Below are 12,002 nucleotides of genomic sequence, written 5' to 3'. Positions count from 1 at the left end.
CCCTGGCGTTAGGGCAGGACTGTATGGCAGTGCGCCCAGCACGCGCAAGCACTTACGGCTGTGGCCCGATCGCCAATGCCACTTATTCAGATGGCGAAGAGCTCGAAATCCCGCCGACAACGCGGTCCAGTTCGTCAAGGATCGAGCGATGAGCGCTGTCCGTGCCGCGGTTCTCGTCGGGCAGGTTGCCCTTGCTGAGCATATCGTTGAGCGCAGAACGCGCACGTCCGACGCGGCTCTTGATCGTGCCAAGAGCGCAGCCGCAGATCTGCGCCGCTTCTTCATAGGAAAAGCCGCCGGCTCCCACCAGCAACAGCGCCTCGCGCCGTTCTGGGGGCAACGCCTGAAGCCCGCGATGCAGGTCGGACAGGTGGATCGGTTCTTCTTGGTCGGCGGGCGCGGTCAGGATGCGTTCTGCCGTCGTCTCGTCATAGTCGCCGCGAAACCGGTTTCTGCGCATTTCGGTGAGGTAGGCGTTTCGCAGGATCACGAAGGTCCACGCGCGGATCGACGTGCCCGGCTGAAACCGGTCCTGCGCCGCCCATGATTTCAGCAGCGTCTCCTGCACGAGATCGTCGGCAAGATCGGGATGGCCGCAAAGGCCACGTGCAAATGCGCGCAGATGCGGGACCACTTCGGTAAGGTCGCGCTTGAACTGCGCCCGCTCAGTTGCGGTTCTCAAAGGCGGTTTTTCGGCATCGCCCATCAGTTCGACTTGTCCGCAGTATCAGCGCTGCCTTCGTCGTCGGCGGTCTCGCCGGGAGTTTTGTCGAACTGTTCGAGCAGGTCGAGAAACGAATCTGGCAAGGGTTCGTCGACCACCGAATCGTAAAGCTCCTTCAGCCCGTCTGCCCAGGCTGGTGCTTCGGTTTCCTTGTCGTTGGCCTCGTCGCCCTTGTCAGGCGAACGGTCCGTTTCAGGTTTTTTCTCGGTTGCCATGCTGTGTTCTGTGCCGGTTCGTCTTACAATGCCTGAGGCTCTATGCCAAATCTCAGCTATCTTCGTCCGTGTTGAGCGACAAGGGCTAAGCCGCCTTGTGCCTTGGCGCAGCGAAGAAAAGAGCCTGACTGATGGTCGCCTTCACGGTTTCTTCGCGGAAAGGTTTCGTCACCAGATAGGTCGGCTCGGTCGTCTCTCCGGTAAGCAGCCGTTCGGGGAAGCCGGTGATGAATATGACCGGCACGTCGATCTGGGTGAGTATCTCCGCCACCGCTTCGACGCCGGATGATCCATCGGCAAGCTGGATATCGGCCAGCACCAGGTCGGGCTGGTGAGTTTGCACGGCACGGACGGCTTCGCTGTGGGTGGTTGCCCTGCCGCAGACGTGGTGACCCATGGAGAGCACCAGATCTTCGAGCTGGACCATGATCATCGGCTCGTCTTCGATGATCATGACCTGCGCCAATTGCTCGCCGTTGAGTTCCTCGATTGCGTTCGCGACCAGCGATTCGATCTCGCCAAGTTCAAGCCCCATCACCTGCGCAGCTTCTGCGAGGGAGAACTCCTCAACCGTGCTCAGCAGCAGCGCCTTGCGGCTTGCAGGCGTAATCGCGCCGAGCCGGTCTTGCGCCGCGGCTTCGCGCCTGGTCGTGTCGGCCGCCCCGGTCGCGGGATCGGTTTTCTCTTGCGCAAGTACTTGAAGGAAAAGCCGATAAAGCGGCACCCTGCCGCCATCGAGCGACTGCCTCAGCGCTTCGTCTGCCAAAGCGACCTCAAGCGTTTTGCGCACCATTGCATCGCCAACCGACTGCGAGCCAGTAAGTGCGCGTGCATACCGTCTGAGGTATGGCAAATGCGATGCGATCTTCTGGCTTAAACTCATGACTGGCACTCCGTTCGCCACTCGGTTCTGTTTCAATGACTTAGCGGCCTAGACGGCTACTGGATTGGCTGCAACCGCTTTACCGGAATGCCGCACAGCAACCCCCTACAAGGCTTTGGTATACAATTTTCGCAAATTGTTTGGGAACCGAATTCGCACGCGATCATTTATTCGCTGTCACTGCCGATTCTTCTCCCGTCCGAGCGGCCGTGATACGATCCCGAAGGCCTCCACTTCCCGTAAGTGGAGGCCTTTAATCTTTCCATCTCGAAAAACTGCGCTCAGCCCGCCGAAAGCGGCTTGTGATAGATCGCGTATTCGCGATTGATAGAGCTGTTTATCGCGTCGGCGATCGCGACCATTCCCTGATTGTCGTCCAGGATCCAGCCGATCTCCGCGCGCTGCGAGTTGAAGCGTTGCGATGCGTTCTGGCGGATAGAGTCGATCATCATGAAAGCCAGCTGGCTGGCGAGCCGCGAGTTCTGAAACTCTCTAAGCACACCCATCAGCGGCACCCGCATGTCAGACCCGGTCGGGTTTCGAAGCCACCTGAGCATATGAAACCAGCCAAAGGGAAACAGCTTGCCCTTGGTGCGCGCAAGCACGTTGTTCACGTCGGGAAAAGTCAGCATGAAAGCCACCGGGCGCCCATCGATTTCGGCAATCATGTTCAGTTCTTCGTGGATGATCGGGCGAAGTTTGACGCCGGTGTGGTCGATCTCTTCGGGCGTCAGCGGAACGAAGCCCCAATTGTCCGACCACGCATCGTTGAGGATACCCAGGATCTTGTCGACTTCCTCGTCCCAGTCGTCCTTGCGCACCTGCCGGACCGTGATTTTGGAATTGCGTTCGCCCGATTTGACGATGCGCTGGATCAGTGGCGGGAAATCGTGGCTGACATCCAGATCGTAAGTGTAGAGCGTCTTGGCGCGGGTGAAACCGGCATTCTCGATCCAGCCCGCATATTGCGCCGGGTGGTGGCCCATCATGATGACCGGAGCGTGATCCTGGCCGCGAACCAGCAGGCCGGGCTCTTCCCAGATCGACATAGATATGGGGCCGACCGCCTTGGTCATCCCCTCCTTCGCAAGCCAATCCTGCGCGGTGCGCAACAACTCTTTCGCGACGTCCTCATCCTCGGCATCGAAATAGCCGAACATGCCGGTTCCGGGACCAAAGCCCTGCTCGGGCGGCATCTGCAGGGCCAGTTCGTCGATATGGGCTGAAATGCGCCCCACCGGACGCCCGGCGCGATGCGCGATGAACAGCTGCGCGCGGGCATGGCCGAAGAACGGGTTCTTGTCCGGATTGACCAGTTCAAGCTGCTCGCTGCGCAACTGAGGCACGGAATTGGGCACTTTTGCGGCAAAATCGCGCCCCAGGTCGACGAAACGCGCACGCCCTTTCTTGCCGGAGACGGGCTCAATGCTTATTTGGCGCTCGTTCACGCAGGGTTTTCCTCGATCGTGTATGAATATCTGACCATTTGGCCTGCGTACCTAGTCACGCAATGGCCGGTCGCCAACCCAATCGATCACAGCCATAAACAAACCCGGTTTGCCGAGAGCCCCTGACTTGCGGTAAGGACACACCACTTACGATTGCCAACAGCCATGACCATGCACCAACCGATCACCAAGTCCCAAGCGGCTCCAGCGCCTCGCCAGAAAGCAGTGCGCGCCGATTTCATCGATGCCGATGACAAGGACATGCTGCGTGCTGCGCGCGATCTGACCAAGGATCTGGGCGAAGCGCGTGCCAGCATTTATTGGCCCGACATGCTGATTTCAGCTGCGCTCGGTTATGGCGCAATCGCGCTTGCTATCCTGACGAGCAATCTTGCCGTCGCGATCGTGTCGGGGTTTGTCGCCTCGCTCGCGCTTTATCGCGCCTTGATGTTCATCCACGAGCTCACGCACATCCACAAGAGCGCGCTGCCGGGCTTCCGGCTCGGGTGGAACCTGCTTGTCGGCATACCGATGCTGACACCCAGCTTCATGTATGAAGGCGTGCACGTGATCCATCACAAACGCACGCAATACGGTACTGTCGAGGATCCCGAATACCTGCCGCTCGCGCTGATGAAGCCGTGGAGCCTGCCTGCATTCGTGATCGTTGCACTGCTTGCGCCGATTGCTCTGATCATCCGCTCGGCCATTCTCGTGCCGCTGGGGGCGATTTTCCCTGCCGTGCGCAATTGGACATGGGGGCGCGTTTCGGCCCTCGCGATCAATCCCGATTTCCGCCGCAAGGCACCGACCGGCGATTTCGCAAAGCGGGTGCGCTGGCAGGAAGCTGGAGCGAGCATCTGGGCGATCACGCTGATTGCGAGCACTTTCGTCATCGGATGGAAGCCGCTTTTGGTGGCGCTTGCGATATTCTCCTTCACCGCGCTGCTGAACCAGCTTCGCACGCTGGTCGCGCATCTCTGGGAGAACGAGGGCGAGCCAATGACGGTCACCGCGCAGTTCCTCGACAGCGTTAACGTTCCGCCGCCCGGACTGGTGGCGGAAATCTGGGCACCGGTTGGCCTGCGCTATCACGCGCTGCACCATCTTATGCCCTCGATGCCCTATCACGACCTGCCCGAGGCGCACCGCCGACTTGCCCGTGAGCTTGGCGTCGGCTCGACCTACGAAGGCGCGAACCATCCCGGCATGGGCAACCTGGTCTCGCGCATTGCGCGCAGCACGATGATGCCGCGCTAGGGTTTACTCGACCGGGTCCGCCAGTTGCAGTTTTGAGCCTGGAGGCCCGGATGAACCTTCGTCCTCGCCGCCATAAATGCTCGGATCTTCGTTCGAGCCGCTTTCCATGGTTGGAGGCGGATTAGCATCATCGTCTGCCGCGTCGGCGCCGCCGGTCATGTCCTCGCCATCCGGCGCATCGGCGCTGTCATCGGTTTCATCCATAGGGATAGCCTCCTCGATATCGGGAGTTTCCTCGGCCTCGTTCTGACATGCGGCCAACAGGATCGGAATTGCTGCCATTGCGGCAAGGGAAGCGTAACGCATTGGGGGTCCTCCTGAATTCTGCGCCAGTATAGCGCAGCGCGCTCAGTCGAGGAAACAAATCATCGCGCAGCGCCTGTCAGCAGGCAGGCCATGATCGGCTTCGAGCGCGAGCTCGCCGGCAAGGCGCGGGTGAGCATCGAGCGCGGTGACCTCCTCAAAGCCAAGCTTTTCGTAGAAAGGCGCATTCCAGGCAACGTCACGAAAGGTGGTGAGCGTAAGGGCGCGAAAGCCTGAATTGCGCGCATCGACCATGCAGGCGCGCATCAACCCCGCGCCGATCCCCTGACCTTGCTGATCGGGATGAACGTCGACCTCCCAGATGTGCAGCTCGCGGTTGAAGGGTTCGTTCACGAGGAACCCGACCATCTCATCACCTACATGCACCACAAGGCAGTGTCCCTTGCGGATGTAGCGCTGGAGCCTGTCTATCGGGAGAGTGTGTTCACCCGCGAGGCCCGCCAGTCCGTCGACCGTGCGAAACAGCTGTCCGGCCGCTGCCTCAATGGCTGGCATGTGCTCGGCATCGGCTGGCCGTGCGAGGCGCAGCGACCAATCGGCCCGGCTCATTCCTCGGTTCGAATGAGGACCGTCTCACCCACCAGCAGGAACAGGAAGAACGGCGCCCACGCGGCAAGGAACGGCGGGTACCCGCCAAAGCTGCCCATCGCGAGGGCGGCGTTGTCGACCACAAAGTAGGCAAAGCCCAGCGCCATGCCGATCACCGCGCGCACGAATAGCTGGCCTGAACGCGCTAGGCCAAAGGCCGCTACCGATCCAAGCAGCGGCATAAGCAAGGCGGACAGCGGGCCGGACAATCGGTGCCACCACTTGGCGCGCATTTCGGACGTGCGGCGACCGGCAGCCTCATAGGCGTCGATGGTTTCCGAAAGCTCCCAGAAGCTTTGCGCATCGGGATCGATCGATTGCAGGTCTATCTGCTCGGGCGTCAGCCCTTCGCCAACCACTATATCTTCGATGGGTTCGGTCGTTGCTGAGCCCACGTCGAAACGCTTGGGATTTTCCAGACGCCAGCCGGGGGCTGCATAGGTCGCTCCGGTCGCATTGATCTGTTCGCTGATAATCCCGCCCGGCGCTCGCGAATACCAGGTGACGTTGTCGAGTTCGATATCCTCGCCCGATCCGATCAGCGAAGACGCGGTCAGGATGTTGTCGCCATCGGTGAGATAGACATTGGCGCGCACGCCCGACTGTTCAGGGATCGGACCATATTCGACCGCCTCCCAGGCCTTGAGCGTCGAATTGGCGCGGGTGACGACACGTTCGTTGAAGGCGAAGCTGATCAACGCGACCACCGCCGCGGTCAGAAGCAGCGGGGCAAGCACCTGATGCGCTGAAAGTCCGGCGGCTTTCATCGCGACAACCTCGCTGTTCTGGTTGAGCGTCACCAATGTGATCAGCGTGGCCAGCAGCACTGAATAGGGCAGGAACCGCGCGATCAGCTGGGGTATTCGAAGGCTTGCATATTTGATGATCTCGGCCTGCCCGTTGCCTTCGGGTTCAAGGATCTTGCCGGTCGATCCAAGCAGATCGAGCGCCATGAGGACAAGCACCAGCATCACCAGCACCGCAAGGATGCGGACGACGAACATCTTCGCAAGGTAAAGCGTCAGGCTGCGCGAAGGGAAAAAGTCGAGTTGCATCGTGTGAGAGCCCGCCGCCTATTGTGCCGGAGCCAGCGCAGCTTCGCCTTCGGCCGAATGATCGGATTTGAGCGAAGCGCGCTCGCGGCGCTTGAACAGCTTGGCGACGCGTTTCGAAATCTTGGCGAAAACCGTCTCCAGCGCGCCAAGCGCCTGGCCGCCGGGCACATAGGCCGTTCGATAATACATCCAGATGATCAGCGCCGCGAAAGCGCAGAACGGCCCCCACAAGGCGATGATCGGATCGATCCGCCCAAGAGCGGCGATGTCCTCCCCGTATTGGTTGATCTTGTGATAGGCGACGACGAGAATGATCGAGACGAACACACCCAACGCGCTGGTAGATCGCTTGGGCGGTATGGCGAGCGCCACCGCCAGCAATGGCATCAGCAGCATCATGACAACCTCGACCGTTCGATAATTGAACGCCGCCTGCACCGCATCGCGTTCATCCTCTTCGGCTTGGTCGCTCCACCCTATTCTGAGCAGTTCGGGCAATATGTACTCTCGGCTCGCCTCTCCGCGCGCGCGGAATTCTTCGATAGCGGGTAGGTCGATCGGCAGATCGTGGCGGCTGAAGGAGAGGACGCGGGGGGTCTCGCTTCCGGTGTCCTGTACGATAGTGCCTTCGGTCAGGCGCAGGATGATCGTGTCGGGATCGTCGGTGGTCGCCATGAACGATCCTTCGCGCGCGCTGATCGAGAGCACCTGGTCGCGCGAATTGGCGACACGGGCAAAGATCCCGATCAGGCGCTGCCCGTCGTCCTCGCTCCGCTCGATCCTGAGCGCCATGCGATCGGCGAGGGTGGTAAACTCGCCCACCTTGATCGAAGCGCCCAGCGCGCCCGAACGCAGCTCATATTCCATTTGCTCATAGTAATAGCGGCTGACCGGCTGGATGTAGAAAACGAGCGCGATGTTGACCGCGACCAGCACCAGCGTGATCGCATAAGGCACGCGCAGCAGCCGCCAGTAGGACAGACCCACCGCGCGCATCGTGTCGAGTTCGGAAGAGGTGGCGAGCTTGCGAAAGGCGAGCAACACACCCAGCAGCAGGCCCAGCGGGATCGCAAGGCTCGCATATTCCGGGATCAGCGCGCCAAGCATCTTGAAGACCACGCCAATCGGCCCGCCTTCGACCGCGACAAAGTCAAACAGGCGCAGCATCTTGTCGAGCAACAGCAGCGACGCGGCGAGCGCGAACACACCCAGCATCGGCACGATCACGAGCCGGAAGATATAGCGGTCGATACTGGGAAGAAAGTTCAGCACGTTTGGTCCAGTCGCTATCCGGTCATCCTCGCGTCCCGAGAGGCTCTTAGCTTGGCACGCGCCCTAGCGGCAAATCGCGCCCGCGTCATGTCCCCAATACGCCGAAGCTTTTTTACAAGCCTCGCATGTGGGAGGTGAGCAGGACATTTACCAGAACCGGCTTCCCGGAATGCCCTTGAACGGGCCGGCCTCGTACTGGCTGATCCAGCCACCATAGAACCCACCCGGTTGCGGCGTAATCTTCTCCCCATCGACCAGGCATTCATCGAGCGGGTCGGGATAGAAGGCGATCATGTCGCGGATCGGATCGAATGCAGGCGTGGGTTCGGGATAGGTCCACGCGCCTGCCTCGATACGCTCGCCCCCTGCGACGATATCGAAATAACGCGCCTGTCCCTTCCATTCGCACAGCGAGCGGCGCGCATTGGGCTCCAGATAGTCCATCGCGATATCTTTGCGCGGAATGTAATATGTTGGTGGGTGCGAGGTTTCGAGCGTGCGGTAAGCAGCGGTGCTGTCGACGATGTCGATACCCTTGTGACGCACCTGAATGCGGCGGGTGGTCGGTTCGCAAATTGCCGGGCGAGGGTAGTCCCAGACGCTTTCCTGTCCGGGGCCGGGCGTGTCGGGCTCAGGATGGCCCATCACGCGTTTATGCCTTTTCGAGCGTGCACTGAAGCGGGTGCTGGTTCTGGCGAGCGAAGTCCATGACCTGGTTAACCTTGGTCTCGGCCACTTCATACGGGAAGATGCCGCACACGCCGACGCCCTTTTGATGAACGTGAAGCATGACGCGTGTCGCCGCTTCCAAATCCATCCCGAAAAACCGCTTCAGGACCATCACGACGAATTCCATCGGCGTGTAATCGTCATTGAGCATCAGCACCTTGTACTGGCTCGGCTTCTTGGGCTTGGTGCGGGTCTTGGTCGCAATGACCACCTGGCCATCGCCTTCGTCCGCGTCGTTGCCGGCATCTTTCTTCTCGTCATCGTCAGCGAGGCGCGCAGAGCCAAAGGCTGCACGAAGCGCGCATTCGAAGTCATCGTCGGCAAGAAAGGGAAGGGTGTCGGCCATCGGTCCTACATTATGGGCGCGCACTTGCGGGTTCGCAAGATGTGTCGGCCAAGCGGTCTGCACAAAGCGTTAAGCCGCTCATAGCGATGCAAAAATAAAGGGCCGGACGAACCGCTATTGGTTCGTCCGGCCCCTGCGCTTTCGCGCGCTTTCATAAGCCGGGTTGGGAGAGAGAGGAGAGAGGCCCGGCTCAGAAAACTTGGTGGCTTAGGCAGCCTTGTTGAAACGCTCGGTAGCAACGCTCACGCGGTTCGAAATCGGAGCGAACGCGTCGTTGTAGAGCTTCACGAGAGCTTCGGTGCGCTTCGAGCCGAACGAAACGGCAGCGTCGAAGTTGCGACGTGCGAGTTCGCCCTGAAGTTCGAAGAGCTCGGTCGGCGACTTGACCGAAGCCATCTTCTTGGCGTCTTCGGTGACGGTTTCGACAACGGTCTTGCCGGTTTCGACGTCCGACTTCACGATTTCCTGTGCGCCGGCGAAGAAGATCTTGCCGCTTTCCACGACAGCTTCAACGTTTGCCTTGCTGAATTCGCCAGCTTCCGAAGCGATCTCGGTTGCCTTGGCATAGGCACCCTTCACGCGGGTCTGTACGTCAGCAGCCATTTCCTTGGCCTGGGCGGTGATGTCGTTCTTTTCAGCAGTTGCCATGATGGTGTCCTTGAGTTTGATAACGGGATTGGTGGTCGAGGTCTTTGCTGCGGCCTTGGGAGCGGTCTTCTTTGCGACCGGCTTCTTGGCAGCAGTCTTGCGAGCAGGTGCCTTTTTCGCAGCGACCGTCTTCTTAGCGGCGGACGTGCGAGCAGGTGCCTTCTTGGCAGGAGCCTTGCGTGCCGGTGCCTTTTTGGCGGCGACGGCCTTCTTGACCGCCTCTACCTTGGGCGCGGGCTTGGGTGCATCGGCTTCGACTGCTTCTGCGACCTTGTCAGCGCTTGCAGTCTTCTTTGCAGCTGCTTCGGCATATGCCTTTTCAGCAGCGGCATCGATCTTCGATTTGTTAGCGGCGTCGGCCATAAAAACCTCGTTTCGTGTTGCAGTGCACAAAATAGGCATTGCAACTGCGAAGTCAAGGATTTTTTGTGCAGTGCACAAAAATGCCGATGGCTATGATTTATTTAGGCTTTTCGCCTCTCACCCGCAATTGGGGCGCGAAAAAAATGCGCTCAGCGTGACTTTACATAGCGGCCAGGAGCGTCCTCGATCACCGTATCGCCGCGCCCGCCTGGCTTGCGCTTGCCGGCTGCGGGAACGCGATCGGGGGCCTGAGCATCCAGCCATTCGAGCCAGTGCGGCCACCAGCTGCCCTTGTGCTCTTCAGAGCCTTCGACGAATTCCTTGAGCGAGGATGCCTTGCTGTCGCCGAGCCAGTATTGGTACTTGCCCGCAGCCGGCGGGTTGACGACACCGGCAATATGGCCCGATCCGGCCAGCACGAACTGAAGCGGCCCCTTGAAGTGGTTGGTGATGCGCCACACGCTTTCGGCTGGCGCAATGTGATCCTCGCGCCCCGCTTGCACGTAGGAAGGCGTCTCGACCTGAGTGAGGTCAATCGGCGTCCCGTCTCCTGAAAGAGCGTCAGGCACGACAAGCTTGTTGTCGCGGTAAAGATCGCGGAGGTAATCGGAGTGCCATTTGGACGGCAGATTGGTTACGTCGCCATTCCAGTGAAGCAGGTCGAAGGCCGGATAGTCCTCTCCCAACAGGTAATTGTTGACGACATAGTTCCAGATCAGATCCTTGCCGCGCAGCGCATTGAAGGTCGCGGCGAGATAGCGCCCGTCGAGATACCCCTCGCTCGACAGATTGCCGATCATGTCGAGCTGTGCATCGTCGATGAAGGACTTGAGATCGCCAGCGCGTTCGAAATCGACCTGCGCGGTGAAGAACGTCGCGCTCTTCACCCTGTCCGCTTCACCCCGGCGTGCGAGAACGGCGAGCGTCGCGGCCAGCGTCGTACCTGCGACACAATATCCGATCGCATGAACCGATGGTACTTTGAGCCGGTCGCGAATGGTGTCGATCGCTTCGATCTGTGCGCGGATGTAATCGTCCCAGACGATATCGGCCATGCTCTCGTCCGCTGACTTCCAGCTGGCGACGAAGACGGTAATGCCCTGGTCGACCGCCCATTTGATGAAGCTCTTCTGCGGGGTCAGGTCGAGAATGTAGAATCGGTTGATCCATGGCGGGAAGATGACCAGCGGCACTTTGTACACGTCCTTGGTAGAGGGCGAATACTGGATCAGCTGGTAGAGCGGCGTCTCGTGAACGACCTTGCCCGGCGATGCGGCGAGGTTCTTGCCCAGTGTAAAGGCATTGGGGTCAGTGTGCGTGAGCTGTCCGCGCTTGAGGTCGGTTATAAGGTGGCGCATCCCGCGCACAAGGTTCTGCCCCTTGGTCTCGACCGTGCGCTTCATCACCACCGGGTTGGTCAGCAGGAAATTTGCAGGACTGAGAGCCTCGCTCAACGCTTCGACCGCAAAGACCAGCTGCTGCTTCTTTTCCTTGTCGAGCCCGTCAATCGAGGCGGCGGCCTGCTGGAAGTATTCGGCCAGCATGAGATAGGTCTGGTGAAGCAGCGCAAAGGCGGGAAGCTGGCGCCACGCGGGATCGGCAAACCGGCGGTCCTTGCGGGGAAGATCAGCTTGAGCGGCATCGGGCGAATTTGCGCCGCCGATCAGGGTGCCGGTCATATTGCCGAGCACGCCCTGCCACAGCTCTAGCGATTCCTGCGCAAGCTTGGCGGGCGCCTCCACCGCGGACTTGGGCAATTGCCTGGCCATGCTCTGCGCGACCATCAGCCATTGGCCCGGATCGAAAATGTTCTTCGGATCAGCCGCGCGGTTCATCGCCGATTGCGCCTGGCTCGCCACGAATTCCAGCCACATCTGCTGCAGTTCCGCCCCAGCACGTGCCCACTCGCCAAGCTCTGCATTGCCGACATTCTTTGGCATCAGGTCGGCGAGGTTGCCGGTGACACCTTCACCCGGCTGGCCAAGGCCCGGAAAAGATTTCGCAAAAAGGCCCTGCATCGCTTTGCCCTGCATGTCGAACAGCGCACCAAACGGCGCCATTGCGTCCATCGTCGCATCAGCGCCTGAGGAATTGTCGTCCTTGTCAGCCATCGGTGTCAGCCATCCTTGTGACGTTTCGCTAAGTCC

General features: G+C 60.2%; 13 protein-coding genes. 1 reads left to right on the top strand and 12 read right to left on the bottom strand.

Translation table 11 applies throughout. From position 1 onward, the window contains the following. Nucleotides 1-82 precede the first annotated feature (82 nt). From CD351_RS15320 to CD351_RS15305, 4 genes are all read right to left on the bottom strand, one after another. The gene (locus tag CD351_RS15320; protein WP_111993434.1) at nt 83-706 is read right to left on the bottom strand and encodes a sigma-70 family RNA polymerase sigma factor; all 624 of its coding nucleotides are present in this window, start codon (nt 704-706) and stop codon (nt 83-85) included. After that, entirely contained in the window at nt 706-939 is a 234-nt protein-coding gene (locus CD351_RS15315) for a NepR family anti-sigma factor (protein ID WP_111993433.1), read from the bottom strand. Before CD351_RS15315 ends, CD351_RS15320 begins: the two co-directional genes overlap by 1 nt. Before the next feature lie 85 nt (nt 940-1,024). After that, a complete protein-coding gene (locus tag CD351_RS15310; RefSeq protein WP_111993432.1) occupies nt 1,025-1,822 on the bottom strand; it encodes a response regulator in 798 nt (265 codons plus the stop codon). Nucleotides 1,823-2,103: 281 nt separating this feature from the next. After that, the gene (locus CD351_RS15305; RefSeq protein ID WP_111993431.1) at nt 2,104-3,270 is read right to left on the bottom strand and encodes an N-acetyltransferase; all 1,167 of its coding nucleotides are present in this window, start codon (nt 3,268-3,270) and stop codon (nt 2,104-2,106) included. 165 nt (nt 3,271-3,435) lie between these two features. Here CD351_RS15305 and CD351_RS15300 point away from each other — a divergent pair, with 165 nt between their 5' ends. Continuing rightward, nucleotides 3,436-4,530, top strand: a complete 1,095-nt coding sequence (locus CD351_RS15300; RefSeq protein ID WP_174214282.1) for a fatty acid desaturase — start codon at nt 3,436-3,438, stop codon at nt 4,528-4,530. Nucleotides 4,531-4,533: 3 nt separating this feature from the next. Here CD351_RS15300 and CD351_RS15295 read toward each other — a convergent pair whose 3' ends face one another. The 8 genes from CD351_RS15295 to CD351_RS15260 all read right to left on the bottom strand — a co-directional run bounded on the left by CD351_RS15295 (nt 4,534) and on the right by CD351_RS15260 (nt 11,966). Further along, entirely contained in the window at nt 4,534-4,836 is a 303-nt protein-coding gene (locus CD351_RS15295) for a hypothetical protein (protein ID WP_162627773.1), read from the bottom strand. A gap of 42 nt (nt 4,837-4,878) precedes the next feature. Beyond that, on the bottom strand, nt 4,879-5,403 hold the full coding sequence (locus CD351_RS15290; protein WP_111993429.1) for a GNAT family N-acetyltransferase: 525 nt from the start codon (nt 5,401-5,403) through the stop codon (nt 4,879-4,881). Next, on the bottom strand, nt 5,400-6,497 hold the full coding sequence (gene lptG / locus CD351_RS15285) for an LPS export ABC transporter permease LptG (protein WP_111993428.1): 1,098 nt from the start codon (nt 6,495-6,497) through the stop codon (nt 5,400-5,402). Before lptG ends, CD351_RS15290 begins: the two co-directional genes overlap by 4 nt. Before the next feature lie 18 nt (nt 6,498-6,515). Next, nucleotides 6,516-7,766 (bottom strand): LptF/LptG family permease, encoded by a 1,251-nt coding sequence (locus CD351_RS15280; protein ID WP_111993798.1) that lies wholly within the window; start codon nt 7,764-7,766, stop codon nt 6,516-6,518. A gap of 150 nt (nt 7,767-7,916) precedes the next feature. Beyond that, entirely contained in the window at nt 7,917-8,414 is a 498-nt protein-coding gene (locus tag CD351_RS15275) for a DUF427 domain-containing protein (protein WP_111993427.1), read from the bottom strand. A 7-nt stretch (nt 8,415-8,421) separates the two neighbouring features. Next, entirely contained in the window at nt 8,422-8,844 is a 423-nt protein-coding gene (clpS, locus tag CD351_RS15270; protein WP_234027160.1) for an ATP-dependent Clp protease adapter ClpS, read from the bottom strand. 207 nt (nt 8,845-9,051) lie between these two features. Further along, nucleotides 9,052-9,855 (bottom strand): phasin family protein, encoded by an 804-nt coding sequence (locus tag CD351_RS15265; protein WP_111993426.1) that lies wholly within the window; start codon nt 9,853-9,855, stop codon nt 9,052-9,054. A 149-nt stretch (nt 9,856-10,004) separates the two neighbouring features. Then, nucleotides 10,005-11,966, bottom strand: coding sequence for an alpha/beta hydrolase (locus tag CD351_RS15260; protein WP_111993425.1), 1,962 nt, complete (start codon nt 11,964-11,966; stop codon nt 10,005-10,007). Nucleotides 11,967-12,002 lie beyond the last annotated feature (36 nt).

It is taken from the genome of Erythrobacter sp. KY5 (assembly GCF_003264115.1).
GTDB lineage: Bacteria > Pseudomonadota > Alphaproteobacteria > Sphingomonadales > Sphingomonadaceae > Erythrobacter.
The sequence above is the reverse complement of the archived record's forward strand: the minus strand, read 5'-3'. Positions and strand labels throughout refer to the sequence as shown.

Bases quoted from the DNA above. Each gene is read 5' to 3' on its own strand.
- lptG (WP_111993428.1), bottom strand. From the start codon at position 6,497: ATGCAACTCGACTTTTTCCCTTCGCGCAGCCTGACGCTTTACCTTGCG.
- CD351_RS15295 (WP_162627773.1), bottom strand. From the start codon at position 4,836: ATGCGTTACGCTTCCCTTGCCGCAATGGCAGCAATTCCGATCCTGTTG.
- CD351_RS15320 (WP_111993434.1), bottom strand. From the start codon at position 706: ATGGGCGATGCCGAAAAACCGCCTTTGAGAACCGCAACTGAGCGGGCG.
- CD351_RS15260 (WP_111993425.1), bottom strand. From the start codon at position 11,966: ATGGCTGACAAGGACGACAATTCCTCAGGCGCTGATGCGACGATGGAC.
- clpS (WP_234027160.1), bottom strand. From the start codon at position 8,844: ATGGCCGACACCCTTCCCTTTCTTGCCGACGATGACTTCGAATGCGCG.
- CD351_RS15275 (WP_111993427.1), bottom strand. From the start codon at position 8,414: ATGGGCCATCCTGAGCCCGACACGCCCGGCCCCGGACAGGAAAGCGTC.
- CD351_RS15265 (WP_111993426.1), bottom strand. From the start codon at position 9,855: ATGGCCGACGCCGCTAACAAATCGAAGATCGATGCCGCTGCTGAAAAG.
- CD351_RS15310 (WP_111993432.1), bottom strand. From the start codon at position 1,822: ATGAGTTTAAGCCAGAAGATCGCATCGCATTTGCCATACCTCAGACGG.
- CD351_RS15315 (WP_111993433.1), bottom strand. From the start codon at position 939: ATGGCAACCGAGAAAAAACCTGAAACGGACCGTTCGCCTGACAAGGGC.
- CD351_RS15300 (WP_174214282.1), top strand. From the start codon at position 3,436: ATGACCATGCACCAACCGATCACCAAGTCCCAAGCGGCTCCAGCGCCT.
- CD351_RS15290 (WP_111993429.1), bottom strand. From the start codon at position 5,403: ATGAGCCGGGCCGATTGGTCGCTGCGCCTCGCACGGCCAGCCGATGCC.